A 26,880-nucleotide genomic window follows, 5' to 3' on the forward strand; every position below is an offset into this window, starting at 1 on the left:
GCTCCCACATTTTGACCGAGTACCTCCATGGAATGCGGTCGAATGTGGGAGCGGGCTTGCTCGCGAATGCGGACTCAAGGTCACCACTGAGGCCGGTGTGAACCCAATTCCCCAGCCGGCAAATCCCACTGCAACGGCGTGCCGCTGATAGCGACCGGTGGCAACAATCGATGTGCCTGGCCCCAGGCTGTCTGCTCCGCCAACACGCCTTGATCTGCTGGCTCTTCGGCGCGCAACGCTGGCTGCTCCGGCACTTGTCCCGCCCCTACCAGCAACTTCGCCGTGCGCGCCAGCGACAACCGTGCCGAACCGCCGCGCCCCGACTTCAAGCGTTCGCTCAAGGCCTGAATCGCACTGGCCGCCATCAAATACCCGGTCGCGTGATCCAGCGCCTGCAACGGCAGGGGCACCGGTTTGTCCGTCTGTTTCCAGGCCATGCCAGCGGCGGCGATTCCGCTGCTCATCTGCACCAGGCTGTCGAAACCACGACGGTTACGCCACGGGCCGCTCCAACCATAGGCGTTGAGGCTCACGTCGATCAGGCCGGGGGCCAGGGTTTGCAGTCCATCGGCGGTGTAACCCAGCTGTTCCAGGGCATCGGCGCGGTAGCCGTGGAACAGGATGTCGGCTTCCTTGAGCAGGCCTTCGAAAACCTGCCGGCCTTCCGGGCTTTTCAAATCCAGGCGGGCGCAGCGTTTGCCCAGGGTCATTTCCGGTACTACGCCGGGCTCATTCCAGGTGGGCGAATCGATGCGCAGCACGTCGGCGCCCAGGCCCGCGAGAAAGCGACTGGCCACCGGACCGGCCAGCACGCGGGTCAGGTCCAGTACCTTGATGCCCGCCAGCGGCCGCGCCACCGAGCCGAGCCAGGGTTTAACGGAGGTGGTTTCATTGGTCTGGCGCTGCACCAGCGCCTCGGCATTCACTGCCAGCCCTTGGGGATGCGACTGCCATGCCTGCCACGAACGCATCTGCGCCGCGCAACCATCCTCGTCGACAATCGCTTGCTCCAACTCGGCAGCTTTCCATTTGGCTACATTGGCGGCCATCTCGCTGCGGTCGGCGGCTTTGCCCAGCACCCGCTCGGCAGCGGCGCGGTGATGGGGCGCGTTGGTGTGCAGGCGAATCCAGCCATCGGCGCTGGCGTAGTCGCCTGCCACCGGGTCCCACAGCGGTGGAACGTCCCAGCCTACCGGACGAATCGAGGAGGAGAACCAGAAGGACGCGAGCCGCCGGTCCACGCTGACGCCAGGCAGGCGCCCGGTCTGTTGTTGGATCAACTGGGCCACGGCCTGGCCGGCGGCACCGATGCTGGCGGCGGCCAGGTCGGTGACAGCGAAGGTCGAGGGCAGGGCGCCGGCTTCGGTATAGGTCAGTGGCGTGTGCGGTAGATCGAGTGCGGCTTGGATGGGGGTCAGCAGGTCAGTCATCAAAGGCCCTCCGTAAGAGAAGGGCCACTATAGAAGATCCTCAGGCCGGTGTGGCAACCCCAGGTTCCAACGGCAGGTCGATGCTGGCGACAAAGCCGCCGTCGGAATGGTTGGCGAGGATCAGGCTGCCGCCATGGCGTTCGGCGGCGCGACGCGCAATCGCCAGCCCTAGCCCATGGCCTTGTGCGGTCTGGCCGGGCGCGCGGTAGAAGGGTTCGCCCAACTGGCTCAAGTGCTCGGCGTCAACGCCTGGGCCGTGGTCGCGCACGCTGATGAGAATGCGCTCGCCCTGGCGCTGGGCCTGTAGCTCAATTGCCCGACCCTGTGGGTTGAAACGCTGGGCGTTGCGCAGCAGGTTATCCACAGCGCGCTCGATCATGGTCGGCCAGCCCTTGAGGTGCAGGTCGCCTTCGGCGCTCAGTTGCACCACCTGGTCCGGCGCGCTGAGTTGGGCGTCCTTTTGCAAGGTTTTGAGCAGAGGGTAGAGGTCGATCTCTTCGGCGCTGGCATTGTCGGCATCGACGCGGGCCAGTACCAGGATCTCGCTGATCAACGCCTCCAGACGATCGCACTCACGGGTCAGGCGCGGCCAGAGTTTCTCTCGTTCTTCGGGGCTGGCGCGTTCGGCCAGGGCCAGGGCGATCCGCAGGCGTGCCAGGGGCGAGCGCAGTTCGTGGGAGACATCGCGCAGCAACTGGCGCTGGCTGCCGATCAGGCTTTGCAGGCGGGCGCCCATGCGGTTGAAGTCGGTAGCCAGCACGCCGAATTCATCGCGGCGGTTGGCCAGGCGCGCCAGGCTGTTTTGCTGATAGGTGGCCTGGCCAAGGTCATGCACCGCACCACGCAAACGGCTGAGGGGCCGGGTGATGGACAGTGTCACCAGCAGGCTGAACAGGGTCAGCACCACCAGCGCAATCGCCAACGCGCTCAACGGCCACAAAAGGCTGCTGCGGTGCCAGGCGTCGAGTTCCGGGTGCGGGATGCGGTAGATCAGCAGGTAGGTGTCGCCGGTCTTTTCGCTGGTGTACTCGGCGGTCAGGCGACGCCAGGGCAGATGGCCGTCCTGGCTGTCGTTCTGGCGCGCCTCGAAGGCGGCGGCGCGGCGCGGGAAGGTGCCGCGAACCACCGGATCGCCGCTTTCATTCAGCACTTGCACGTCGATGTGGTACTGGCGTTTGCGCTGTTGCAGCAAGTCCTGGGCAGCATCCTCACCCTGGGCTTCGTAGAGTTGGGTCCACTCTTCGGCCAGGTTATTAAGGCCGGGGTGGCGGCTGAGAATCCAGGCATCTTGATTGAGCATGTGCCCAAGCAGAATCGACAACCCGGCAACCAAGGCGATGGCCAGCCAGAAGCTGGCCAGGATGCGCCAGAACAATGAACGCACAGGAAACCCTCAAACAGGAAAAGCCCAGCGGCGCGAGCCACTGGGCTGGGAGTGTTAACGCGTGGGCATTATTGCGCTTTTTGCGGCTGTTGCGCTTTCCAGGCCTGGAATTCCTTCCATTCGGCGCGGCGCTTTTCTTGCTTCTTGACGATCTCGTCGAATTTCTTCTGTTGATCGGGTTTCAGCACGGCGCGGATGTCCGCCTGGGTTTTCTGCTTGCCGGCGGCGATTTCGTCCTGCATGGCTTTCTGGTCAGCGGCTGGCAGTTTGTCCAGGTACTTTTTGACCAAGTCCTTGCGAGCATGCCATTGGTCGCCCATCAGTTTGCCGATCTGCTCACGCTGTTCCTTGCTCAGGTCCAGTTGGCTGAACGGGCCACCTTTGCCACGCGGACCGTGTTCACCGCCGTGGCTCGGGCCACCCATCATGTGGCCTTCGGGGCCGCCCATCGGGCCTGGGCCTTCAGGCATTGCCGCCATGGCAACGGTTGGCAGGGCAGCGGCGAACATCAAAGCGATAAGGGTCTTGCGCATGGTGATTCTCCTGTCTCTATTCCGGTGAGTCCGGATGTGAGTAGATTACGGAGATCAAGGTCAGCGGCGGTCAGGTGTGGGTAAAGCTTGGGTAAAGACGATTTTGAAGCGAACTGACAAAACTCACACCGCTGGGTATTTCACCTGTGGGCGCTGGCTTGCCTGCGATGCAGACGACTCGGTATCACTGGCGCACCGAGTGGAGCCCATCGCAGGCAAGCCAGCTCCCACAGAGGATCAGTGCAGCGCTTATAGGCTGTAGTAGTAGCCCCGGCTGCGCAGCGCCACGATCCGTGGCCGGCCATCCGGGTGCGGGCCGATCTTTTTGCGCAGGTTGCTCACATGCATGTCCAGGCTGCGATCGTAAAGGGTCAGCTTGCGGCCCAGGGCAATCTGCGCCAGTTCCTGTTTGTCCAGCGGTTCGCCGGGCTGGCGCAGCAAGGCTTCGAGCAGGCGGCTTTCAGAGACGGTGAGGGCGAACTCCTGCTCGTCGATGCTGACCACGCCGCGCACCGGGCTGAAGCACAGGTCGCCCAGTTCCAACTGGGTAGACACGGCGGCCGGGTGGCTGCGGCGCAGCACGGCGCGCAGGCGGGCGGTGAGTTCGCGTGGGTCGCAGGGCTTGGCCAGGTAGTCGTCGGCGCCCAGTTCCAGGCCGAGGATGCGGTCCAGCGGTTCGCCACGGGCCGAGAGCATCAGCACCGGCAGTTCCGGGTGCTCATTGCGCAATTGCTTGAGCAACTCAAGGCCACTGCCGTCGGGCAGCATCACGTCGAGCACCACCGCGGCTGGGGCGCTGTCGGCCAAGGCTTTGCGGGCGCTCAAGCCGTCATGGCAGGCGCGCACCTGGAAACCTTCCTGGCTCAGCCAGCTGGTCAGTAGCTCGCAGAGCTCCTGGTCATCATCTATCAGTAACAGCTCGCTCATGACTCACTCAATTTAGCCATTGTCGACGGCGACGGTGCCCACCGCTGGCAAAGATTCCGCACAGCAGGGCGATCAGTGCGACGGCCCCGCCGGTGACGAACCACTGTTGTTGCTCGGTCAGCCATCGGGTCAAGGCACCGCCTTGTGTCTCTTTGAGTTGCTGTGCCAGGCGTTGGTTCTCTTGGCGAAGGCGATTCAATTGGGCGCTTTCGCGGGCAGCATCCGCACTTTGCAGTTGCTTGCTCAGTTCTTCACGCTGGCGTTCGCTTTCTTTCAAACGTTGCTGCAACTCGGTGATCTGGGCGCCGGCACTCAAGGACAGGGGCGTGGAACTGCCGGTGTTCGAGGTTTCTTCAGCGTGGGCCGTAGCCCCGATCATTACCACTGCCAACAGACACAACTGACGTAAGCGCATCGGAACTCCTGATTCCACACGAATATTCAGAACGTTGTCGGCAGGTTACCGAGAATAATGAGCAATTAGCAGTACGCCGAACCGATTAGGTTCGGCGCGGCCGGAATCAAGGCAGGACTTGCTTGAACGGCTTGATCACGACGTCGGCGTAAACGCCCGCCGCAACATAAGGATCAGCCTTGGCCCAAGCCTGGGCGTCGGCCAGGGAGGCGAACTCGGCAACGATCAGGCTACCGGTGAAGCCGGCATCGCCCGGATCATTGCTGTCCACGGCCGGGTGCGGGCCGGCCAGCACGATACGGCCTTCGGCTTGCAACTGCTTGAGGCGCTCGACATGGGCCGGGCGCACGCTCAGGCGTTTTTCCAGCGAGTTGGCAACGTCGGTGGCAATGATGGCGTAGAGCATGTCAGTCCTCGGTTTTAGGCGTGGTAGGGGCGGCGTCATGCAGGTGGCGCGACAGGTAGATACCTTGGCCGACCAGGAATAACACGGTCATGGCCAGGCTGCCGAACACTTTGAAGTCGACCCAGTAGTCCTGGAAGGTAAAGGCCACGAACAGGTTGGCCGCGCCGCAGAACAGGAAGAACACGATCCAGGCTACGTTCAAGCGTGTCCACACCGGGTCCGGCAGGGTCAGCGCATGGCCCATGATCCGCTTGATCAGCAGGCGGTCACCGATGAAGTGGCTGCCGATAAAGACCAGGGCGAACAGCCAGTTCACTACTGGCGCTTTCCATTTGAGGAAGGTTTCGCTATGGAAGGCCAGGGTCAGGCCGCCGAATACCAGGCAGGCGACCAGGGTCAGCCATTGGCTTTTTTCCAGCTTGCGCTGGGAGATGAAGATGGCGCCGTAGACGACGATGGAGCTGATGATCAGTACGGCGGTGGCGCTGTAGATGCCTCCGAACGACAGCTCGTGACCGGCGATTTCGATGACCCTGGGGTCGAGTTTGGTAACGATGAAAAACAGCAACAGCGGGATGAAGTCGATGAATTGTTTCACAGTAAGAGCCAGAAGCTGGATGTGGCGGCATAATAACAAACATCCTTGGTAGCGAAAGCGCCAGCTGACTTGAGGTTACACATCCCCGTGAACGTTGATTTGCACTGCCACAGCACGGCCTCCGACGGCGCCTTGGCGCCTGCGGTACTGGTTGCGCGTGCGTTTGAAAAAGGCGTGCGAGTCTTGTCGTTGACCGACCACGACACCCTCGAAGGTCTCGACGAGGCCCGGGTCGCGGCCCACAGTCTAGGCATGCACCTGGTCAACGGCGTGGAATTGTCCTGCACCTGGGGCGGCGCCACCATTCATGTGCTCGGCTATGGTTTCGATCAGCAAGCCGCGCCTTTGGTCGCGGCCATCGCCCAGTTGCACGATGGCCGCTGGCTGCGGTCCGAAGAAATAAGCCGCAAGCTCAGCCTTAAAGGCATGCCTGGCGCCCTCGAAGGCGCCCGCGCCATCCAGCAGGAACTGGGCGACAGTGGTAATGCGCCGGCTCGGCCGCACTTTGCCGACTGGATGGTGCGCGAAGGTTTCGTCAAGGACCGCGCCGAGGCTTTCCGCAAATGGCTGGGCGCCGGCAAGTTGGGGGATGTGAAGCAACACTGGCCGACCCTGGAAGACACCGTCGAGACCTTGCGAGCCTCCGGCGCCTGGGTGAGCCTGGCCCACCCCTGGCATTACGATTTCACCCGCAGCAAGCGCCGCAAGCTGATTGCCGACTATATTGGAGCGGGCGGCCACGCAATTGAAGTGGTCAACGGGCATCAACCCGCCGAACAGGTCGGCAGCCTGGCGATTCTTGCTCGCGAATTTGGTCTGCTGGTCAGCGCCGGCAGTGATTTTCATGGCCCAGGCGGCTGGTCCGAGATCGGCGAATACCGCGCGGTCCCGGAAGATTTGCCGCTCTTGTGGGGGCGATTCAAGCATGACCCCATTATTGCCACCGTCTGAACAGGTAGAGCACGTGAGTCAATTCTTCCAGATTCATCCGGAAAACCCCCAGGCGCGCCTGATCAAACAGGCCGTCGAGATCATTCGCGCCGGCGGGGTGGTCATCTACCCAACGGATTCGTCCTACGCCATTGGTTGCCAGATTGGTGACAAGGGCGCGGTCGAGCGTGTGCGACGCCTGCGCCAGTTGGACGACAAGCACAACTTTGCGCTGATCTGCAGCGACCTGTCCCAACTCGGGCTGTTCGCCAAGGTCGACACCGGCACCTTCCGCCTGCTCAAGGCCCACACGCCAGGGCCCTACACCTTTATTCTCAACGCCACCCGCGAAGTGCCGCGCCTGCTGCTGCACCCCAAGAAGCGCACCATCGGCCTGCGAGTCCCGGAGCATCCTATTGCTCTGGCGCTGCTCGAAGAGCTGGGTGAGCCGTTGATGAGCGTGTCGCTGATCATGCCGGGTGAGGATGAGCCGCTGTATGACCCCTACGAAATGCGCCGCCTGCTGGAAAAGCACGTCGACCTGATCATCGACGGTGGCTACGGCGGCAACAAAGCCTCCACCGTGATCAACCTGGCCGACGGCGAACCCGAAGTGATCCGCGTGGGTTGCGGCGACCCGGCGCCGTTCATGGTCGAGGCCTGAATGTCGGCCGTGGAAACCGTCGACAGCCAAGCGGGCGCCCAGCAGGAACTGCCGTTTGCCATGGTGTATGGCCAGGCGGTCATGGAAATGCCCTTGGACCTGTACATCCCGCCGGACGCCCTCGAAGTCTTCCTTGAAGCCTTCGAAGGCCCGCTGGATTTGCTGCTCTACCTGATTCGCAAGCAAAACATCAACATTCTCGACATCCCGGTGGCGGAAATCACCCGCCAGTACATGGGCTATGTCGAGCTGATGCAGTCGGTGCGCCTGGAACTGGCCGCCGAGTACCTGGTGATGGCCGCCATGCTCGCCGAGATCAAGTCGCGCATGCTGCTGCCGCGCTCGGAGACAGTGGAAGCCGAAGAAGACGACCCGCGCGCCGAACTCATCCGCCGCCTGCAAGAGTACGAACGCTTCAAGGCCGCCGCCGAAGGTATCGACGGTTTGAGCCGCGTGGGCCGCGATGTGGTGGTGCCCAAGCTCGACGCCCCCGAGGCCCGTGCGCGCAAACTGTTGCCGGACGTGAGCCTGGAAGAATTGCTGATGTCCATGGCCGAGGTGCTGCGCCGGGGCGATATGTTTGAAAGCCACCAGGTCAGCCGTGAAGCACTGTCCACCCGCGAGCGCATGAGCGACGTGCTGGAACGCCTCAAGGGCGGTGGGTTCGTGCCGTTCGTCGAGCTGTTCACCGCCGAAGAAGGGCGCCTGGGGGTGGTGGTGACCTTTATGGCAGTCCTTGAGCTGGTCAAGGAATCGTTGGTCGAGCTGGTCCAGAATGAGCCTTTTGCGGCTATCCACGTGCGGGCGCGAGCCGAATAAAGAGCTGAATCGATGAATCTGACTGAACCCCGCGAACTGGCGCCGCTGCTCGAAGCCTTTCTACTGGCCTCGGGTAAACCGCAATCCCTGGAGCGCCTGTTCGAACTCTTTGAAGAGGCCGAGCGGCCCGAGCCGCCGGTGTTCAAGAAGGCGCTGGAGATCCTGCGCAAATCCTGCGAGGGCCGCGCCTTTGAACTGCGCGAAGTGGCGTCGGGTTATCGCCTGCAGATCCGTGAGAAATTTTCCCCGTGGGTTGGCCGCTTGTGGGAAGAGCGCCCGCAGCGGTATTCGCGGGCGATGCTGGAGACCATGGCGCTGATCGCCTATCGCCAGCCGATCACCCGGGGCGAGATCGAAGACGTACGGGGTGTGGCGGTCAACAGCCACATCGTCAAGACCCTTCTGGAGCGCGAGTGGATCCGTATCGTCGGCTACCGCGACGTGCCCGGCAAACCGGCGATGTTCGCCACCACCAAGGTGTTCCTCGACCACTTCAACCTGAAGAACCTCGACGACCTGCCGCCGCTGGCCGAACTGCGCGAGATGGAGGCCGAGCCGGTGCTCGACTTCGACGACGCCCCGGTGCCCGCGAGCCTGCAGGAATTGGCCGACGCCAGCGCCGAGCCGGAAGAGCCCAAGGACGAGACCAGTTTCCATACGCTGTTGCTGGAACTGGACGACATGGAACAGGGCATCAAGACCGACTTCGACGACCTGCTGCGTGACGGCGTCGCCGAACCTGAAACTCAACCGAACGTTGAGGCTGAGCCTGAAGTCGAAGCAGAACCTGAGCCAGAGGAAGACATCCTTGGCGTTGCTGAGGCCCGCGAAAAACTCCTCGCCGCCGTCGCCGCTCTCGAACAACCGCCTTTGAGCGACGAAGAAGACGAAGCCCGGGCCCTGGCCGAAGCCATCGAAGCTGAGCGCCGCCAGTTCGAAGACTGACGCGATACACCTGTGGGAGCGGGCTTGCTCGCGAATGCGGTGAGTCAGTCGATGTATGTGTCAACTGATACGCCGCATTCGCGGGCAAGCCCGCTCCCACATTTGATCTCCATTGTCTGGGAGAAACCATGAGCTCTACCAAAGACCCGTGCATCAGCATCTGCAAATTCAGCGATGACATCTGCGTCGGCTGTGGCCGCAGCAAGCGTGAGATCCGCGCCTGGAAGAAACTCGACAAAGCCGACAAGCGCAGCGTCCTGGCCGAAGCCGAGCTGCGATTGCTGGCCCTGGGCGCCACCGGTCGGCGGAAAAGCAAATGACTTGGCGCTTATCGACTAGTCTGTGATGCGCAACGCGCGTCATGCGCGTATGATTCGCGACCCTTTGCCGAGCTATTCGGCCAAAGCCCCGCTTTCAACACTCTTCAGGCCACGCCTGAATCGACCCACCGGGAGGTGCTTAAGATGAACGACAAAGACCAGAACGACAGCCAGGAAATCGGCCCAGCAGGCGAAAAACTGCAAAAGGTGCTGGCGCGTATCGGCGTGGGCTCGCGCCGCGACGTCGAAGCCTGGATCACCCAGAAGCGCATCAAGGTCAACGGCGTCGAGGCCACCCTCGGCCAGCGCGTCGACCTGCACGACGCAATCACCATCGATGGCAAGGTCATCAAGCGTGAAGAGGCCGCCGAATCGGTGCGCCGCGTGATCATGTACAACAAGCCCGATGGCGAGATCTGCACCCGTGACGACCCGGAAGGCCGTCCGACCGTGTTCGACAAGATGCCTAAGCCGAAGGAAGGCCGCTGGATCAACATTGGCCGGCTCGACATCAACACCACCGGCCTGCTGATGTTCACCACCGACGGTGAGCTGGCCAACCGCCTGATGCACCCGTCCTACGAGATGGACCGCGAGTACGCCGTGCGTGTACGTGGTGAAGTCGATGATGAGATGATCGAGCGCCTGAAGGCTGGCGTGGTGCTGGAAGACGGCCCGGCCAAGTTCACCGACATCAAGCAAGCGCCTGGTGGTGAAGGTTTCAACCACTGGTACCACTGCGTGGTAATGGAAGGCCGTAACCGTGAAGTACGTCGCCTGTGGGAATCCCAGGGCCTGGTGGTCAGCCGCCTGAAGCGCGTGCGTTTCGGTCCGGTGTTCCTCAACTCCGACCTGCCGATGGGCCGCTGGCGCGAAATGAGCCAGTACGAAGTCGACATTCTCAGCGCCGAAGTCGGCCTGACGCCCGTCGCTATGCCGCAGATGAACGCCAAGAGCAAAGACAAGCTTGAGCGTATGCAGCGTAAATCGTCGCGCCCTGTGGCTCGCACCGAACGGGTTGCCCGCACCCTGCGCCCTGCGCTGAATGCACCGGCGACCGGCGGTCGTATTTCCCGTGAACCGCAGATTGAAGGTGAGCGTCGCCCAACCGCGCCGTCGCGCCAGGAAGGCGAGCGTGCGCCACGTGCGCCGCGTCCTGCTCCGTCGGGTGGTCGCAGCAATCGGGGTGAAGCCGATCGCCCAGCGGACAACGCCAGCACCAAGCGTCCAGCCAAGCCAGCAGCGAACAAACGCCCTGGCCCGAAATTGGTCGCGGACGAGCCGTCGGGCAAGCGCCGTGGCGCCCCGGCCGGTTCGGGTCAGCGTCCGGGTTTTGGTCGCAAGAAGCCGCAGTGATGCGCTAAACGCTGCACAAAAACGCCAACCCTCGGGTTGGCGTTTTTTTTGCCTTGGCACACGTGTCGGGATCTCGTTTGCTGAGTGATCAGTGCCCTGTATTGGGTAACCCGCTACCACCGGCTTTCAAGAAGGGCGCACTAGATTGTGGGCTCCTTTCACGTGTGGCCCGAGGTTACAGACATGGACATCCGCATCAATCACCGCTTTATGACCCGCGAACAGAAAGATACGTTGGTCGAGGCCATCCTGGTGTTGAAAAACGACGTCGACAGCGTACTGCGTCCTGGACGTCAAAACCGCTATGACGATTATGTGCAAGTGCACCACAGCGCTATGGGCGGTCCCGGGGCTTTCATGCCAATGCCGCATCGCTCTCCACTATTTTTCCCTTGGCACCGCGTATTTTTGCGCCAATTTGAGCAGGACTTGCAACGCGCCGTTGGCGACATGACGCTTACCCTACCGTTTTGGGACTGGTCGATGGATGGCCCAAGCAATCCGTTCACGCCTAGCTTTTTGGGCGGTAACGGTGACAGCGCTCAAAATCAGCGCGTTACTTCAGGTCCATTCGCCTTTAAGGGCGAGCGTTTTAAGATTCGCCTGTGGGATATGGAATTGGGTGATGCGGGGCTGCGCCGCGAGTTGGGCACAGAACCTGGCGCGCACTTGCCAGACTCCGACCAGGTGCTGATGGCCTTGTCCAAGACCCCCTATGGACCAGGTCCGGACACTTGGTCAAATTTTTGTGAAGGCGTGCTGCATGATCCCGTGCACCGGTGGGTGGGCGGGAACATGTCCATGCCAACTTCGCCCAACGATCCGGTATTTTTCCTGCACCATTGTTATCTTGACCTGCTGTGGGAGCGCTGGAAACGCCAGCACCCTACGTCTAAACCGTATCTGCCGGTATCGGGTGTGCCCGATTTAGACCTGCGGGCTACGCTGGTTTTCCACGCGCAGTCCGATATTGCGCCTTGGCCAGGTAATTGGACTGTGGAACAGGTGATCAATTCTGAAGATCTGGACTACACCTATGGTCTATTTACCTCGAAAACCATACTTCCCTGTGCGCCAGCACCGGTCTGCCAGGCACCCCTGCCAGATGCCTGATCCTATTTGAGATCAGCCTGCGCCCGCAAACGAGCGGGCCAGCGACAGCGGTGCCTTAGCCGGCTGGGGCATCGCTATCTGCAACAGCCCAAGCGTTGGGCCTGCATCATTTTCACGCCACTGATCAGAACGCAAAAGTCCCATCAAACACCGGCTTGTCGTCGAGCGCCAACACCCCGCTGGCAAAGATCAAATCCAGGTGATGGCTGCCTTTCTGCCCGCCCCCCAGGCCCAGGTGCAACCCACAATGGCGCTCCTCAAACCCGGCATTGCGCGCATACAGGTCCTTCACGCCTTCATTGGTGCCAATCCCCAGTTCTTCCACACGCCGGTTCGACGGGTTGGCGTTCAGGTACTTATTGAAGTCGTCCGCCAGCCCCGGCACGTCGCTGGCCACGCTGCAGACGGTCGAGTTCTCGATCCACAGTTCCAGCGGTGACGCCAGCACGCCATATTTGCGTGCGAACGGGATGGTGCTGAGAAAGGTGCCGACAAACCTCACCTGGCCATTGATGGCTTCGCTGTGGGTGGCGATCTCGCCTGGGGCCAGGTCGTGGTTGCCGATGCCGTTGATGTTGGTCCACTTCTTGATGCTGCTCATCGGCGCTTCCAGGCGTGAGCCATGCTTGTCGGTAAAGCTCAACACCTGGGCCTGGGACATGCGCCGGATCAGCGTGGCATTGAGGTCGGCAATGCGCTGGGGTTCGACGCTGAAGGTGTCGTAGAAGTAGTCACCGTAATCTTTGAACAGCAGGGACTTTTTCCAGTGCTCAGCCATCACGCCTTGCAGGGCGCGGATAAAGTCCGGGCCTTCGGCGCGTGGGTTGGGCAAGGTCGAGGAATCGTAGAGAAACAGGTACAGGTCGCAGGCCTCGATGGTCTCGGCCAGGGTGTCGCTGGCAGCCAGGTCCAGGCGCTGTAGCTGGAAGTTGAAACGGGCGGCGCTGCTGTGGGTGATCGCCTGCGCGATGGCGTCGTAGCGCTCGGTATGGCCCAGCAGCACGGTGGGGCGGCTCAAGCCGTTGAGGGCCGGGTGGTGCGCGAGGTAGTAGAGAAAGTGTTCGACGGCGCGGGCCTTGTCCATGACGTACTTCCTTCTGTGCCTTGGGTAAGGGGGCAGGTGCCGTGCACGGCACCTGCCGAATGCCTGCCGGTTATTAGAATGGCCACATCGCGGTGCCGAATGGCACAACGGCATCGGCTTGCATCATTTCAACGGCGGCCTCATGGGTCGGCGCTTCAAACCAATCGTCGAGTTGCAGTTCGGTTTCCAGGTCGTTTTCCAGTGCTTGCATGGTGTATCTCCTAGAGGACGTTGTTTGAGAACGGCTTGCCAACGGGCTTCGCTGGCAAGTGGGAAGAACCTAGGAGAGAGTGTTTGAAAATGCAAAATTTTTATTGACACGGTTTCATTTGGATATTTTCTTCTGTTTTTTGGCGTTTGCCGTTTCTTGAATAAATTCAGGGAGCTGGCGCGACTAATCTTTCGGAAATTTCCTACCGCCAATTTTTATCGAGATCACGGCTGTAACGTTAATTTTCCGTGATGTAACGATTAATTTACGAGTAGATGGCCACTTTATTGGTCGAACAGGCCCTGTAAGGATTACCTGACAGATCGTCGCACACGTCTTTCTAGGGCGCCCCCAAGCTGTCGAGCGGTGTACAATCCGCCGCGTTTTACTGTGACCCCCTTGCGTAACCACGCAAAAGGCCAAGACCTCGGGGTTTACCCACCCTGATCACTCCGCCTGGCCACGAGCCGGACGGGTTCGATTTCGTCACAGATAAAAACAAACAGGTGACGCATGACCGTAAGAAAGACGCTGTACTCCTGGTGCCTGCGCTGGGGTTTGAGCAGCGCTGCTTGAGTCGGTAATTCAAGGCAGCAACCTGCAGTCAACATCCTCAAACCTTGCGTGAGACCCTTTTCATGAGTGGACCCCATTCCTCTTCAGGCGAGCTGAAACGCGGCCTGAAAAATCGGCATATCCAGTTGATCGCCCTCGGTGGCGCCATCGGCACCGGCCTGTTCCTCGGCTCCGCCGGGGTGCTCAAGTCCGCCGGCCCGTCAATGATCCTGGGCTATGCCATCTGCGGCTTCATTGCCTTCATGATCATGCGCCAGCTCGGCGAAATGATCGTCGAAGAGCCGGTCGCCGGTTCCTTCAGCCACTTTGCCCACAAGTACTGGGGCGGTTTCGCCGGCTTCCTGTCGGGCTGGAACTGCTGGATCCTGTACATCCTGGTGGGCATGTCGGAGCTGACCGCTGTCGGCAAATACGTGCACTACTGGTGGCCGGAGATCCCGACCTGGGTCTCGGCCGCGGCGTTCTTCGTGCTGATCAACCTGATCAACCTGGCCAACGTCAAAGTCTTCGGTGAGGCCGAGTTCTGGTTCGCCATCATCAAGGTGGTGGCCATCGTCGGCATGATTGCCCTGGGCAGCTACCTGCTGGTCAGCGGCAGCGGCGGGCCGCAGGCGTCGGTGAGCAACCTGTGGGACCACGGTGGTTTCTTCCCCCACGGCGTCGGCGGATTGGTGATGGCCATGGCGATCATCATGTTCTCCTTCGGCGGCCTGGAGATGCTCGGCTTCACCGCAGCCGAAGCCGACCAGCCACGCACCGTGATCCCGAAAGCGATCAACCAGGTGATCTACCGCATCCTGATCTTCTACATCGGCGCGCTCGTCGTGCTGCTGTCGTTGACGCCGTGGGACAGCCTGCTGGCAACCCTCAACGCTTCCGGCGACGCCTACAGCGGCAGCCCGTTTGTGCAGGTGTTCTCGATGCTCGGCAGCAACACCGCCGCGCACATCCTCAACTTTGTGGTGCTGACGGCGGCGCTGTCGGTGTACAACAGCGGTACCTACTGCAACAGCCGCATGCTGCTGGGCATGGCCGAGCAGGGCGATGCGCCCAAGGCCCTGGCGAAGATCGACAAGCGTGGCGTGCCCGTGCGTTCCATCCTCGCCTCGGCGGCCATCACCCTGGTTGCCGTGCTGATGAACTACCTGATCCCGCAACACGCGCTGGAACTGCTGATGTCCCTGGTCGTGGCCACGCTGGTGATCAACTGGGCGATGATCAGCTTCTCTCACTTCAAGTTCCGCCAGCACATGAACCGCACGGGCCAGGTGCCGTTGTTCAAGGCGCTGTGGTACCCGTACGGCAACTACGTGTGCCTGGCATTCGTGGTGTTTATCCTGGTGGTCATGCTGATGATCCCGGGAATCCAGGTGTCGGTGTATGCGATCCCGGTGTGGGTGGCGTTCATGTGGGTGTGTTACGGCATCAAGAACAAGCGCGGTGCGCAGCGAGCCTTGGAGGTGGCTGCTCCAGCAGGAAAGTGAGGTGTGCATGAGATAAACCAAACCCGGCCTTGCGCCGGGTTTGTTGTTTCAGGAATGGGCGCGCGCATTCGCGTATCCTTGGTTGCCCCTACAGAGGATCCCGCTGCCCATGCTGGTGATTTCCAACAACGTCCACCTGCCCGATGCCGAGATCGAGCTGACCGCCATTCGCGCCCAGGGTGCGGGTGGGCAGAACGTCAACAAGGTGTCGAGTGCGGTGCACCTGCGCTTTGATATCCCGGCGTCGTCGCTGCCCGAGTTTTATAAGGAGCGGTTGCTGGCGCTGCGTGACAGTCGTATCACCAGCGAGGGCGTGCTGGTGCTCAAGGCCCAGCAATATCGGACCCAGGAGCAGAACCGCGCGGATGCGCTGGAGCGACTGGTGGAGTTGATCCTCAGCGCCACCAAGGTGGAGAAGAAGCGCCGCCCGACCAAGCCGACCCTGGGCTCGAAAAAGCGTCGCCTCGAATCCAAGACCAAACGCGGCAGTATCAAGGCCGGGCGCGGCAAGGTCGACTTCTAGTCGCCGCGTGCTTCGCGGGCCTTGGGGGCCTGGCGGTACAGGTACAGGCTCAGCAGCAACCCACCGAGTGCGGCGAGGGCGGCGAACAGGAAGATCGAGGCAAAGCCGAAGCCTGCCGCCACGGCCCCGGCGAGTGGGCCGGTGATGCCCAGCGACAGGTCGATGAACAGCGAGTAGGCCCCCACCGCCGAGCCGCGGCTGGAGGCTGGCACCAGGTTGACGGCTTCGACGCCCAGGGCCGGAAACACCAGGGAAAAGCCGAACCCGCTCAACGCCGCACCGGCCAGGGCCAAGTTTGCGTCCGGTGCCAGCCACAGCAACAGCAGGCCGAGGATCTCCACCGACAGGCAGGCAATCGCCACGCGAAACCCGCCGATACGGTTGATCAAATTACCGAACAGCAGCCGCGCACCGATAAAACTGGCGCCGAACAGGCTTAGGGCCCACACCGCGTTGTCCCAATGCTGGGTGGTGTAATACAGGGTAATGAACGTGGCGATGGTGCCAAAGCCAATGGACCCCAGCGCCAGTGCGCAACCGTGGGGCAGTACCCGGCCCAGCACATTCATGAAGGGCAGGCGTACACCGGCAACAATCGGCGCGGCGACCTTGTTCCACGCCAGCAGCAGGCCGACGACCGCCAGCAGGATGATGCTGACGCCCATGCTCCACAGCCCGAAATTTCTCACCAGCAATACGCCCAACGGCGCGCCGACGGCCAGCGCGCCATAGCTGGCGATGCCGTTCCAGGAGATGACCTTGGCGGTATTCGCCGCACCGACCCGGCCAATGCCCCAACCGATGGCGCCCGAGCCCACCAGGCTTTCGGCGCTGCCCAGCACCAGGCGGCCGATCAGCAGGCTACCCAAGCTCAACGCGGGCAGGCTCGAGAACCACGCCGCGAGCAGCATGAACACACCGCTCAGGCCGCACCCGACCAAACCGATCAGCACGGCGCGCTTACTGCCCAGGTTATCGATGATTTTGCCCGCATAGGGGCGGCTCAGCAGGGTGGCCAGGTATTGCACGCTGATCACCAGGCCGGCAATGACCGCGCCGTAGCCCAGCTCACTGTGGACATAGCCCGGCAACACGGCCAGGGGAATGCCGATATTCAGGTAGCCGATGAAGGTGAACAACACGATGGAAACAACTTGCAGCGTGACCGCCATGGGGCGCTGGGTATCTGGCATGGGGAGAGGTCCACTGTCGCAGCAGGTAAAGATAGGCTGCTAATGATACCGGCGCTTTGGCCGGGCCGTGCGGCTAAAACTAAAAAAACGGTCGATCAACAGCGCATCAGGGCTGTGTGGGGGCGAGCAATCGGGTGGTCACCAGGGCGGCCAAGGCATTTTCCTGGGTGCCGAAGCGCTTGAGCAGAGCGGCTTGTTTGTCTGGGCCAAGGCGGTTCCACACCTCGACCATCTGCAGGGCAGCGTCGAGTACGGCAGCGTCCGGGTTGTCGGGGAGGGTATCGGTCATGGTGGGCGTCTCGATGGATTCAGGCAGTGTGGAAAGCGCTCAAAGTTGCGCTTTCCACACGGTCTGGTACGGCGTCAGTCCTGGCTTTCGCTGTCGACTGGTTTGGCTTCTTTGGCCTCAGGCTGTTTGTCGCTGGCCTGCTGCGGTGTTGGCTGCTCTGTAGGGTGCAGGCTTGGGAAGGGGAGATTAGGTATCTCGTGCATCGTCGTCGCTCCTCGCAAGGTCTGTTTTTTCAATCGCAGGTGATTCCGCGCTCTCAAAAAGCCTTGGCAGGATACAGCACTGCAAATGACAAAAAGATTTTTATGTCGGCAGATGGATGAACTTTCATCGTTTAAACGGTCGTTTGGCTAGAAGGGTACCTTGCCCAGGATCATGTCGCGGTACATCACGAAATCCCCCAACAGGCTGTAGAACGGGTGTTGAAAGGTCGCTGGGCGGTTCTTTTCGAAGAAGAAGTGGCCGATCCAGGCAAAGCTGTAGCCGGCGATCGGCAAGGCGATCAGTAAGCCCAACGAACCTCTGCCGATGGCATAGGCAAAAATGCCGATCACCAGCGTGGTGCCGATAAAATGCAGGCGCCGGCAAGTGCTGTTGGCGTGCTCGGCCAGGTAATAGGGGTAGAACTCAGCAAAGCTATTGAATCGCTTGACGTTTTCCACGGTGAACGGCCCTTTGATTGTTATGCCGCCCAACAGATGTTCGGCGGGGAGCTTATTTGAGTCTAGAGTGATCAGTGGTAACAGCCAGTGACAATAGATGCCACTTTAGTATCCTTGGCTTCCTGGCTGCCGTTTGAGCCTGCTTTTTTAAGAAGACGCCATGAGCGAACGAACAACTTCTGCAAGCTGGGCGATGGGGATAGTCAAGGCATTGGAAATGGACGGCCTGGATTGCCGCGCCTTGTTCAAGCAACTCGGCCTCGACTACGCCGCCCTGAATGACCCTGATGCGCGGTTCCCGCAAGACTCCATGACCCGGCTATGGCAACGGGCGGTGGAGGTGTCGGGCAACCCGGCGATCGGCCTGAACATGGGCAAAGTGGTGCGCCCGGCGTCGTTCCATGTGGCCGGCTACGCGCTGATGTCCAGCAATACCCTCGCCGAGGGCTTTATGCGCCTGGTGCGTTACCAGCGGATCATCGCCGAAAGTGCCGACTTGAGTTTCCGATTGGTCCCTGAAGGTTATGCGCTGATTCTGACGGTGCACGGTGATCATCTGCCCCCCACCCGCCAAAGTGCCGAAGCCTCGCTGGCCAGCGCCCTGGCCCTGTGTGGCTGGCTGACCGGCCGTACCCTGCAGCCGCGCAAGGTGGTGTTGCAAGGTGAGCAACCGGCGGACCTGGCGCCCTATAAACAAGCCTTCCATGCGCCTCTGGAATTCAACGCGCCCTATGACGCGCTGATTTTCGAACAGGCGGACATGGACGCGCCATTGCCCACGGCCAATGAGGCCATGGCCCTGCTGCATGATCGGTTTGCCGGTGAATACCTGGCGCGTTTCTCGGAAAGCCGCGTGACCCACAAGGCGCGCCAAGTGTTGTGTCGCCTGCTGCCCCAGGGCGAGCCCAAGCGTGAGGTGGTGGCCCAGACGTTGCACCTGTCCCAGCGCACCTTGCAACGGCGTCTGCAGGAAGAGGGCACTAGCTTCCAGACCTTGCTCGACGACACCCGCCGTGAACTGGCCGAGCAGTACCTGGCGCAGCCGAGCATGACGCTGCTGGAGATCGCCTACCTGCTGGGCTTTGCCGACCCGAGTAACTTCTTTCGCGCGTTTCGTCGTTGGTTCGATGCCACGCCCGGCGAATACCGGGCGCGGTTGCTGGAAGCGCCGGCTGTCAGTGACGCCAAAACGCCGGAATGCACAGCACAAAGACTGTGATGATCTCCAGTCGGCCCAGCAGCATGCCGAGCGACAGAATCCATTTGGCCGCATCCGGCAGGCTGGCGAAGTTGCCCGCCGGGCCGATGGTTTCCCCCAATCCGGGGCCGACACCGGACACGGTGCTGGCGGCGCCGGTCAAGGCGGTCATCCAGTCCAGGCCCAGCAGCGACAGGGCCAGGGCGATGGCGCAAATGGTGATGGCGAAGAAAAACGAAAACGTCAGGATCGAACGCACGATTTCTTCATCGAGACGGTGACCGTTGTACTTCTGCTTGATCACCGCGCGCGGGTGAATCAGCTGGTTCAAGTTGGCCTTGAGCAGGATATAGGCGACCTGGAACCGGAAGATCTTGATGCCGCCCGCCGTAGAACCCGAACAGCCACCGATAAAGCCCAGGTAGAAGAACAGCATCAGTGAGAAGTTGCCCCACAGGCTGTAGTCGCCCAATGCAAAACCTGTGGTGGTCACCACCGATGTGACGTTCAGCGCCACATGGCGCAGGGCGTCCAGCCAGTGCAGGTTGGTGGTCCACCAGTACCAGGTGCCGAGTACCAGCCAGGTCACCAGCAACAGACCGAGCAGGCCTTGCACCTGCTGATCCTTGATCAGCGCCCGACGATTGCCGCGCAACGTGGCCACATACAGGGTGAACGGCAGGCTGCCGAGAATCATCACCACCACCGCCACCCAGTGCACGGCGGGCTGTTTCCAGTGCGCCAGGGATTCATCCGAAGTAGAGAACCCGCCGGTAGAGATCGCCGACATCGCGTGGTTGATCGCATCGAACAGGCCCATGCCGGCCCACCAGAACGCCAGGCTGCCGAGGATGGTAATCCCCACGTAGGCCGCCACGATCAGCCGCGCCACCATGTGGGAGCGGGGCATGACCTTTTCCGAGCGGTCGGAGGATTCGGTCTGGAACAGGCGCATGCCACCGATACGCAGCAGTGGCAGGATCGCCACCGCCATGCCGATAAAGCCAATGCCCCCCAGCCAGTGCAGCAGCGAACGCCACATCAGGATGCCCGGCGACATGGTGTCCAGGCCACTCAACACCGTGGAACCGGTGGCGGTGATGCCGGACATGCTTTCGAAGAACGAGTCGGTGTAGCTGATGTGCTGGGTCAGCAGGAATGGCAGCGCGGCGAAGATGCACACCACCACCCAGCTTGTCACGGTCAGCAGGTACATGTCCCGCGGGCGCAGGTGCACATGCTCGGGACGGCCGGGAATCACCAGGGCCAGGCCCGCGAGGAAGGTGATCATGCTGGCCCACAGGAACGAGGGCAGGTCGCTGGTGCGTTCGAAGATCACCAGGGTGGCCATAGGCACGACCATGGCGATCGCGAGAGTGATCAGGAAGATGCCGATGATGAAACCGATGATACGTAAGGTCGGCAACGCCATGAAGTGAGCTCGGGTGTTGAGGGTGGCGCCATTCTACCTGCGGTGCAGGTCTTGTAAACCGGGGCGTCCGCGGCGACACGGTTCAAATGTGGGAGCTGGCTTGCCTGCAAAGGCGGCCTAACAGCCGACCACAATCTAACTGTCACCCCGCAATTCAAAAATGTGGGAGCTGGCTTGCCTGCGAAGACGGCCTAACAGCCGACCACTCTCTAACTGCTGCCCCACGATCCAAATGTGGGAGCTGGCTTGCCTGCGAAGGCGGCCTAACAGCCGACCACTCTCTAACTGTCACCCCGCGATCCAAATGTGGGAGCTGGCTTGCCTGCGAAGGCGGCCTGACAGACGACCACTTTCTAACTGTCACCCCGCGATCCAGATGTGGGAGCTGGCTTGCCTGCGAAAGCGGCCTGACAGCTGACCAGGATATTGGATCAGACCAGGTACATATCCGTTATTCAGGTAACGGCTGCTAATGGTTCCGCCCTTACGGCGGCTCACTTTGGAAAAGCCCCAAAGTAAGCAAAGGGCTCTTGCCCCAACACTCGGCACCTCGCTCACGCTCGGTGTGCCCGTAATCCGACAGGTATTTGGGGGGCCGCCGCCACGCGCCATCCATGGCGCGGGGCGGCTAAACCGGCATCCCTGCCGGTTTACCCCCCAAATCCCTGTCGAATTCCGGCCAGCGTGTTTGACGGGGCGCCTAAGATCAAAAGCAAAGCGCGGCGGCCTTAAAGCCGACCGGGTTTTTGCTGTCGATCCCCTTCCCATGTGGCTGGCTTGCCAGCGATAGCGGTGTGCCCGTTGAAGCATGCGTGACTGACCCATCGCTATCGCAGGCAAGCCAGCTCCCACAGGGGAGCGGTGTGGCCAGATACGCGGTATAAAAAAAGGCGACCCGAAGGCCGCCTTTTTCAACACCGTACTGATCAGAACTCGTGATCAGCGTTATCCGGGTTCAGGTCGCTGATGCCCAGCTTGCCTGCGGCCGCTTCGATCGAACCGGTCTGCTTGACCAGTGCGGCGATGGCGTCGCGTACGATCTGGTTGCCCGCATCGTTGCCGGCAGCGATCAGTTGGTCGTAGTGCTCACCCTTGTTGGCGTGGTCAACCATGACTTGGATCTTCGCTTCAGTCGCCGCCAGGTCCGCTTTCAATGCGGTATCGGCAGCCGGGTCGGCCTTGGCCACCAGGGACGACAGGCTGGCGCCGGTCAGCTTGGTGCCATCGACGCGGGTGTACTCGCCCAGGTAGACGTTGCGGATGCCCTTGGCGTCGTAGAAGTGCGAGTAGTGGGTGTTGTCGCTGAAGCAGTCTTGTTCGTCTTCCGGCGAGTTGGCTTCCAGGGAAACCTTCATGCGTTCACCGGCCAGCTCGCCCAGGGACAGGCTGCCCATGCCGAACAGCATTTTGCGCAGGCCGTCGGTGGCAGGTTCTGCCTCGAGGGTGGCGCGGTAGTTGTCTTCGACGTTGGGTTTCCAGTTGCCGACCATTTCTTCCAGGTCGCTGACCAACAGTTGGGTCACGGCACTCAGGTACGCACGGCGACGCTCGTTGTGACCGCCCGTGGCGCCGTCGCCGGTCAGGTAGTCCGACGCAGGACGGTTGCCGGCGCCCGGGCCGGTGCCGTTCAGGTCCTGGCCCCAGAGCAGGAATTCGATGGCGTGGTAACCGGTGGCGACGTTGGCCTCGGAACCGCCCAGCTCATTGAGGCTGGCGAGTTTTTCCGGGGTGATGTCCTTGACGTCGACCTTGTCTTCGCCGACCTGGATCTCGGTGTTGGCGATGATGTTGGCGGTGGCGCCTGGGTTACCCAGGGCGTGTTCGTAGGACTTGTCGACGTAGTCGATCAGGCCTTCGTCCAGCGGCCATGCGTTCACCTGGCCTTCCCAGTCGTCGATGATGGTGTTGCCGAAGCGGAACACTTCGCTCTGCAGGTACGGGACGCGGGCAGCGATCCAGGCAGTGCGCGCGGCTTTCAGGGTTTCGTCGTTCGGCTTGGCGAGGAACGCGTCGATCGCGGTTTGCAGGGTTTTCGCGGTGGACTCGGCATCGCTGTAGACCGCAAACACCATGTCCGCGTAATGCGCGACCACGGCCTTGGCGGCCGCTTCGTCGACCTGGCCGGCAGGCGTGGCAGCCGCTGGAGCGGTAGTGCTGGCGGCCGGGGTCGGCGCCTGGGGTGCTGCGGCCTTGTCTTTACCTTCGCCGCAACCGGCGAGAGAAATGGCAATGGCCAGCAGACTGGCGGTGGCCAGGGGCATACGAATCATGGCGAACATCCTGCTTCGGTTGTTGATGGGGCGCGCGGGGGAGCGCAAAAACTGCGACATAATGCGAAAGATTTGCATTTTGTGTAAAGGGTTATACGCGGGAAATATTCAGTATCGGTTTGCGGTGTCAGAGAATCGCTGCGTTATTCCGCTCGGACTGCTTCAAAAACGCCGCCAGCTCCCGAGCCGGCAAGGGTTTGCTGTAGTGATAGCCCTGACCTTCATGGCAGCCTTCGGAGATGATGTAGGCCTCCTGTTCAGCGGTTTCCACACCTTCGGCGATCACCTGCATGCCCAGGCTTTTGCCCAGTTGGATGATCGCGCGCACGATGGTGGCATCGTCGTCATCGTCCAGCAGATCCTGGACGAAACTCTTGTCGATCTTGATCTTGTCCAGGGGCAGGCTTTTCAGGTAACTGAGGGATGAGTAGCCGGTGCCGAAGTCATCGATGGCAATCAACGCACCGGAACGGCGCAGGCTCAGCAAGTGCTGGGCGGCGGTGCTGATGTCTTCCATCAGGCCGGTCTCGGTGACTTCCAGTTCCAGGCTGCGCGGCGGTAGGCGGTAGATCTGCATCAGGTTGTTGACCACCCGTGGCAACTCGGTGTGATGCAACTGCACGGTGGACAGGTTGACGGCCATGCGCAACTCGGTGAAGCCCAAGTCGTGCCATTCGCGCAGTTGCCGGCAAGCCTGGTCCAGCACCCATTCGCCAATCGCAATGATGGTGCCATTCTGCTCGGCCAGCGGGATAAACAGGTCCGGCGGCACCAAGCCATGTTCCGGGTGCTGCCAACGGATGAGCGCTTCCACGCCGACCACGTGGTGGTCGCGGTAGCTGATCTGCGGTTGATACACCAGGTGGAATTGATCGCGGGCGAGGGCGTCGCGCAGGTCTTTCTCCAGCTCGCGGCGGCGGCGCATTTCGCTGTCGACGCTGGCGATATAGAACTGATAGCGGTTGCGCGACCGGGTCTTGGCCAGGGTCATGGTCTGTTCGGCTTTTTGCAGCAGCTTTTCGGTGCTGTCGCCGTCTTCCGGGAACAGGGTGATGCCGATGGTGGCGCGCAGGCGGATGCCTTCATGGTCGAGGGGGAACTCCGCCTCCAGGTCATCGAGGATACTTTGCGCCAGCTCGGCGGCCTCGTAGGGCTGCTCGATATCGGCCTGTACCAAGGCGAACTGGTCGCCGCCCAGCCGGGCCAGTGCGCCAAGGCGGCCGCTGTGGGCGCGCAGGCGGTCGGCCAGGGCCAGCAGCAGTTTGTCGCCAGCCTGGTAGGTGAACTGCTCGTTGACGCTTTTGAAGTCATCCAGCCCCACGCACAGCACGGCCACGCGTCGCTGCCGACGACCTGCGTCGATGAGGATCTTGTCCAGTTGCTCCTGCAGTTTCTGGCGGTTCGGCAATCCGGTCAGGAAGTCATACTGGGCCATGCGCAGCAGGCTGCTTTCTGCCTCGTGGCGCAGGTGGGTATTACGCTCGATGGATTCGAGCAATTGGTTGGCGGTATTGATCCACAGCCCCAACTCGTTGCGTTCGTGACCCTTGATCTGAGGGATCTTGTGTTCGCTGGGCCTGTCGGGGTTGATCGAGGTAAGGTGCTCGATAATCCGTGACAGCGGCTTGGTCAGCAGCCAGTGATAGACCAGGTACAGCACCAGGCCCATGGCCAGGGCGCGCAGCACCCCGGAAATAAAGATGATCACTGAATTGACGATAAAACCCTGGCCGTACGTGGCGGTGTCGAGGGTGATGCTCAGGTCGCCGTAGTACTCGCTGTAAGGGCCTTTACCCACCAAGGCAGTAGTGAAGGTGCGTTCCTGGCCAAGAATCAGGTCGGTCAACCAGCGGCTGGGGGCTTGCTGCAAGGCACGGCTTTTCTCCGCCAGCATGGTCTCGTTGGGGTGGCCGATGGACGCCATGCGCACGGCGTCGTCCTGGAACAGGCCCTCAATAACTTGCATGCCCATCTCGCGGTCGAGGCTATAGACGGCCTGGGTCGAGGGGTCGCGAAACATATCGAGGATGCGCTGCGCATCGCCGGCCACAGCCTGTCGCGTCTTATAGGCATCGAAAACGATCTGCGCCACGCTCAGCGCCACGCCCACGATCAATGCCGACAGCAACACAACCCGTAGCAACTTCACCGACAAGCTGTTCTTGAGTTCCAGCTTCAAAGGGGCATTCCTTGTCTCATGCGGGTGGCCTTCAATATGCCATGAGTATTGGCAATCTGGGCATGGCAGTCAAAGGAACATTGGGGCAGGGGCAGGTTTGATGCGGACAGGGGCGGTCTAAAAGGAGCAGGCCCTGCGATAGGCAGGGCGGATTGGCATCCGCCTGCCCAAAAAACAACAGGTACTTAGGTTACATGAGGGGGCAGACGGTTATGCCGACTTAGACAGCTCATAGGAAATCTTTGTATCGATGGACTTTGCTAACTCAATTTTCTTCTGCTCGCTCTGATCGTTGCTGTCTTCTTCGGCAAATAGCTTCTTCGCGGCGGCATCCGCGAAGGGCTGGATGAGCGGGGTGATCGCTTTGGTGATCTCTCCAGCGGCCTTGGCGAGGTCGCCAACGATGGGCAGTGCTGCGAGTGCTCCAATAGTCATGGTTATTTCTCCGACAGGGGTGAGTGGCGAATTCCTCTCCCTATCTGGGTGGCAACGTCACGTGGCTCGGTTCCATCACCCACAAAAAAGCCCGGCGAATGCCGGGCTCTTTTTACTGCAAGCAGTGCTTAGGCAGTGAAGGTCTTGCCTTCGAACTGCTCAGCCACGAACTTCCAGTTGACCAGGTTCCAGAACGCTTCCACATACTTTGGACGCACGTTGCGGTAGTCGATGTAGTAGGCGTGTTCCCACACGTCGCAGGTCAGCAGCGGGGTGTCGCCGCTGGTCAGCGGGTTGCCGGCGCCGATGGTGCTGGCCAGGGCCAGGGAGCCGTCAGCCTTTTTCACCAGCCAGCCCCAACCGGAACCGAAGGTGCCGACGGACGTCTTGGTGAACTCTTCCTTGAACTTGTCGAACGAACCGAACGAAGCATTGATGGCTTCAGCCAGTGCGCCGGTCGGTTGGCCGCCGGCGTTTGGCGCCAGGCAGTTCCAGTAGAAGGTGTGGTTCCAGACCTGAGCGGCGTTGTTGAAGATACCGCCCGAAGAGGATTTGACGATCTCTTCCAGGGTCTTGCCTTCGAACTCGGTGCCTGGCACCAGGTTGTTCAGGTTCACGACATAGGTGTTGTGGTGCTTGTCGTGGTGGTATTCCAAGGTTTCCTTGGAAATGTGCGGCTGCAGGGCATCGTGTGCGTAGGGCAGCGGCGGCAATTCGAAAGCCATGATGATTCTCCTAATCAGGTCAGTTGCGGTGAGCGCAAGGCCGATCACGGGCGGCCAAACAAGCGCCGGGGAGTTTGTACTCTTTGCGGCGCAGGGTCCGGATCATAGCACCGGGGGTGCGGCAAAACCACGCAACAACTGTGTGGGATAGAGGTTCCAGAGCGTTTTGGAATATTCCTCAGGCACTGATCAATTGATAGGCCACGCTGAACATCATCACTGCCACCAATAGGTCAAGCAGGCGCCACGTGGCGGGGCGTGCCAGCCAGGGTGCCAGCCACGCCGCACCGAGTGCCAGGGTGGAGAACCACAGCAGTGAAGCGCTGGCCGCACCGGCCACATAGGCGCCCGGCTCGGTCTGCTGGGCACCGAGGGAGCCAATCAGCAGCACGGTGTCCAGATAAACGTGGGGGTTGAGCAATGTGACGGCCAACGCGCTCAGCAAGACCGCGCGCAGCGAGCGCACCTTGAGATGGTCTGCCTGGTCCAGGCTCTGTTTCGAACAGGCCCGGCGCAGCGCACAAGCGCCGTACCAGATCAGGAACGCCGCACCGCCCCAGCGCGCAACCGCCAGCAGTATCGGGCTTTGCGCCAGCACCGTCGCCAGGCCAAACACCCCGGCGGCCACCAGCAGGGCATCACACACCACGCACAACGCCGCCACGGGTAAATGATGTTCACGGCGCAGGCTTTGCGCGAGGACAAAGGCATTCTGGGTGCCGATGGCCATGATCAAGCCCAGGGCGACCAGCAGCCCGTTCACATAACTCTGCCACATA

Annotated in this window: 29 protein-coding genes; 10 read left to right on the forward strand and 19 right to left on the reverse strand. The window is 61.3% G+C overall.

The window, feature by feature from the left end; all coding sequences use genetic code 11:
• Nucleotides 1-80 precede the first annotated feature (80 nt).
• The 7 genes from CWC48_RS16870 to CWC48_RS16900 form a co-directional block, all read right to left on the reverse strand.
• Nucleotides 81-1,430: a CoA transferase gene (locus CWC48_RS16870; RefSeq protein ID WP_100492230.1), complete on the reverse strand. Its 1,350-nt coding sequence runs from the start codon at nucleotides 1,428-1,430 to the stop codon at nucleotides 81-83.
• Between the two features lie 40 nt (nucleotides 1,431-1,470).
• Nucleotides 1,471-2,814: a HAMP domain-containing sensor histidine kinase gene (locus CWC48_RS16875; protein ID WP_099494294.1), complete on the reverse strand. Its 1,344-nt coding sequence runs from the start codon at nucleotides 2,812-2,814 to the stop codon at nucleotides 1,471-1,473.
• Between the two features lie 68 nt (nucleotides 2,815-2,882).
• The gene (locus CWC48_RS16880; RefSeq protein ID WP_100492231.1) at nucleotides 2,883-3,347 is read right to left on the reverse strand and encodes a Spy/CpxP family protein refolding chaperone; all 465 of its coding nucleotides are present in this window, start codon (nucleotides 3,345-3,347) and stop codon (nucleotides 2,883-2,885) included.
• Nucleotides 3,348-3,596: 249 nt separating this feature from the next.
• Complete coding sequence (locus CWC48_RS16885; protein WP_078049993.1) at nucleotides 3,597-4,274, reverse strand: response regulator transcription factor; 678 nt, start codon at nucleotides 4,272-4,274, stop codon at nucleotides 3,597-3,599.
• Between the two features lie 7 nt (nucleotides 4,275-4,281).
• Nucleotides 4,282-4,689: a translation initiation factor 2 gene (locus tag CWC48_RS16890; protein ID WP_078049992.1), complete on the reverse strand. Its 408-nt coding sequence runs from the start codon at nucleotides 4,687-4,689 to the stop codon at nucleotides 4,282-4,284.
• A 106-nt stretch (nucleotides 4,690-4,795) separates the two neighbouring features.
• Nucleotides 4,796-5,095, reverse strand: coding sequence for a YciI family protein (locus tag CWC48_RS16895; RefSeq protein ID WP_015885584.1), 300 nt, complete (start codon nucleotides 5,093-5,095; stop codon nucleotides 4,796-4,798).
• A 1-nt stretch (nucleotide 5,096) separates the two neighbouring features.
• Entirely contained in the window at nucleotides 5,097-5,693 is a 597-nt protein-coding gene (locus CWC48_RS16900) for a septation protein A (RefSeq protein WP_078049991.1), read from the reverse strand.
• Nucleotides 5,694-5,780: 87 nt separating this feature from the next.
• Between CWC48_RS16900 and CWC48_RS16905 the strand changes: the two genes are divergently transcribed.
• The 7 genes from CWC48_RS16905 to CWC48_RS16935 all read left to right on the forward strand — a co-directional run bounded on the left by CWC48_RS16905 (nucleotide 5,781) and on the right by CWC48_RS16935 (nucleotide 11,840).
• On the forward strand, nucleotides 5,781-6,644 hold the full coding sequence (locus tag CWC48_RS16905) for a PHP domain-containing protein (RefSeq protein WP_078049990.1): 864 nt from the start codon (nucleotides 5,781-5,783) through the stop codon (nucleotides 6,642-6,644).
• 13 nt (nucleotides 6,645-6,657) lie between these two features.
• Nucleotides 6,658-7,287, forward strand: a complete 630-nt coding sequence (locus tag CWC48_RS16910) for an L-threonylcarbamoyladenylate synthase (protein WP_016975422.1) — start codon at nucleotides 6,658-6,660, stop codon at nucleotides 7,285-7,287.
• 60 nt (nucleotides 7,288-7,347) lie between these two features.
• Entirely contained in the window at nucleotides 7,348-8,106 is a 759-nt protein-coding gene (locus CWC48_RS16915) for a ScpA family protein (RefSeq protein WP_177409544.1), read from the forward strand.
• A gap of 12 nt (nucleotides 8,107-8,118) precedes the next feature.
• Complete coding sequence (scpB, locus tag CWC48_RS16920) at nucleotides 8,119-9,051, forward strand: SMC-Scp complex subunit ScpB (protein ID WP_099494296.1); 933 nt, start codon at nucleotides 8,119-8,121, stop codon at nucleotides 9,049-9,051.
• A 128-nt stretch (nucleotides 9,052-9,179) separates the two neighbouring features.
• Complete coding sequence (locus CWC48_RS16925; protein ID WP_028617718.1) at nucleotides 9,180-9,371, forward strand: DUF1289 domain-containing protein; 192 nt, start codon at nucleotides 9,180-9,182, stop codon at nucleotides 9,369-9,371.
• Between the two features lie 144 nt (nucleotides 9,372-9,515).
• Nucleotides 9,516-10,727, forward strand: coding sequence for a 23S rRNA pseudouridine(2605) synthase RluB (gene rluB, locus CWC48_RS16930; RefSeq protein WP_025858414.1), 1,212 nt, complete (start codon nucleotides 9,516-9,518; stop codon nucleotides 10,725-10,727).
• Nucleotides 10,728-10,910: 183 nt separating this feature from the next.
• Nucleotides 10,911-11,840, forward strand: a complete 930-nt coding sequence (locus CWC48_RS16935) for a tyrosinase family protein (RefSeq protein WP_078049988.1) — start codon at nucleotides 10,911-10,913, stop codon at nucleotides 11,838-11,840.
• Nucleotides 11,841-11,964: 124 nt separating this feature from the next.
• On the opposite strand, the gene CWC48_RS16940 is transcribed toward CWC48_RS16935, so the two are convergent.
• Together CWC48_RS16940 and CWC48_RS30365 are read right to left on the reverse strand one after the other, a co-directional pair.
• Nucleotides 11,965-12,924, reverse strand: a complete 960-nt coding sequence (locus tag CWC48_RS16940; RefSeq protein WP_100492232.1) for a leucyl aminopeptidase — start codon at nucleotides 12,922-12,924, stop codon at nucleotides 11,965-11,967.
• 73 nt (nucleotides 12,925-12,997) lie between these two features.
• Entirely contained in the window at nucleotides 12,998-13,135 is a 138-nt protein-coding gene (locus CWC48_RS30365) for a hypothetical protein (RefSeq protein WP_003175756.1), read from the reverse strand.
• Between the two features lie 638 nt (nucleotides 13,136-13,773).
• On the opposite strand from CWC48_RS30365, the gene CWC48_RS16950 reads away from it, so the two are divergent.
• The gene (locus CWC48_RS16950) at nucleotides 13,774-15,195 is read left to right on the forward strand and encodes an amino acid permease (protein ID WP_100492233.1); all 1,422 of its coding nucleotides are present in this window, start codon (nucleotides 13,774-13,776) and stop codon (nucleotides 15,193-15,195) included.
• Between the two features lie 109 nt (nucleotides 15,196-15,304).
• Nucleotides 15,305-15,718, forward strand: coding sequence for an alternative ribosome rescue aminoacyl-tRNA hydrolase ArfB (gene arfB / locus CWC48_RS16955; RefSeq protein WP_016975416.1), 414 nt, complete (start codon nucleotides 15,305-15,307; stop codon nucleotides 15,716-15,718).
• Here arfB and CWC48_RS16960 read toward each other — a convergent pair.
• The 4 genes from CWC48_RS16960 to CWC48_RS16970 form a co-directional block, all read right to left on the reverse strand.
• A complete protein-coding gene (locus CWC48_RS16960; protein WP_078049985.1) occupies nucleotides 15,715-16,911 on the reverse strand; it encodes an MFS transporter in 1,197 nt (398 codons plus the stop codon). The genes arfB and CWC48_RS16960 overlap by 4 nt on opposite strands.
• Nucleotides 16,912-17,017: 106 nt before the next feature.
• Complete coding sequence (locus CWC48_RS16965; protein ID WP_078049984.1) at nucleotides 17,018-17,200, reverse strand: hypothetical protein; 183 nt, start codon at nucleotides 17,198-17,200, stop codon at nucleotides 17,018-17,020.
• A gap of 74 nt (nucleotides 17,201-17,274) precedes the next feature.
• A complete protein-coding gene (locus CWC48_RS30555; protein WP_256581662.1) occupies nucleotides 17,275-17,403 on the reverse strand; it encodes a hypothetical protein in 129 nt (42 codons plus the stop codon).
• A gap of 147 nt (nucleotides 17,404-17,550) precedes the next feature.
• Nucleotides 17,551-17,862 carry a DUF962 domain-containing protein gene (locus tag CWC48_RS16970; RefSeq protein WP_078050992.1) on the reverse strand — a complete coding sequence of 104 codons (312 nt, stop codon included), beginning with the start codon at nucleotides 17,860-17,862 and terminating at the stop codon, nucleotides 17,551-17,553.
• 160 nt (nucleotides 17,863-18,022) lie between these two features.
• On the opposite strand from CWC48_RS16970, the gene CWC48_RS16975 reads away from it, so the two are divergent.
• Nucleotides 18,023-19,081 (forward strand): AraC family transcriptional regulator, encoded by a 1,059-nt coding sequence (locus CWC48_RS16975; RefSeq protein ID WP_078049983.1) that lies wholly within the window; start codon nucleotides 18,023-18,025, stop codon nucleotides 19,079-19,081.
• Here the strand turns inward: CWC48_RS16975 and CWC48_RS16980 are convergent.
• The 6 genes from CWC48_RS16980 to CWC48_RS17005 form a co-directional block, all read right to left on the reverse strand.
• A complete protein-coding gene (locus CWC48_RS16980; protein ID WP_078049982.1) occupies nucleotides 19,038-20,492 on the reverse strand; it encodes a TrkH family potassium uptake protein in 1,455 nt (484 codons plus the stop codon). The genes CWC48_RS16975 and CWC48_RS16980 overlap by 44 nt on opposite strands.
• A gap of 926 nt (nucleotides 20,493-21,418) precedes the next feature.
• Nucleotides 21,419-22,762, reverse strand: coding sequence for an imelysin family protein (locus CWC48_RS16985; protein WP_078049981.1), 1,344 nt, complete (start codon nucleotides 22,760-22,762; stop codon nucleotides 21,419-21,421).
• 127 nt (nucleotides 22,763-22,889) lie between these two features.
• A complete protein-coding gene (locus tag CWC48_RS16990) occupies nucleotides 22,890-24,941 on the reverse strand; it encodes a bifunctional diguanylate cyclase/phosphodiesterase (protein WP_078049980.1) in 2,052 nt (683 codons plus the stop codon).
• A gap of 210 nt (nucleotides 24,942-25,151) precedes the next feature.
• Nucleotides 25,152-25,376, reverse strand: coding sequence for a hypothetical protein (locus CWC48_RS16995; protein WP_100492234.1), 225 nt, complete (start codon nucleotides 25,374-25,376; stop codon nucleotides 25,152-25,154).
• Between the two features lie 128 nt (nucleotides 25,377-25,504).
• Nucleotides 25,505-26,101, reverse strand: a complete 597-nt coding sequence (locus tag CWC48_RS17000; protein WP_078049978.1) for a superoxide dismutase — start codon at nucleotides 26,099-26,101, stop codon at nucleotides 25,505-25,507.
• 178 nt (nucleotides 26,102-26,279) lie between these two features.
• Nucleotides 26,280-26,879, reverse strand: coding sequence for a LysE/ArgO family amino acid transporter (locus tag CWC48_RS17005; protein WP_078049977.1), 600 nt, complete (start codon nucleotides 26,877-26,879; stop codon nucleotides 26,280-26,282).
• Nucleotide 26,880: the final 1 nt, after the last annotated feature.

Source organism: Pseudomonas sp. S10E 269 (genome assembly GCF_002798465.1).
Classification (GTDB): Bacteria; Pseudomonadota; Gammaproteobacteria; order Pseudomonadales; family Pseudomonadaceae; genus Aquipseudomonas; species Aquipseudomonas pergaminensis.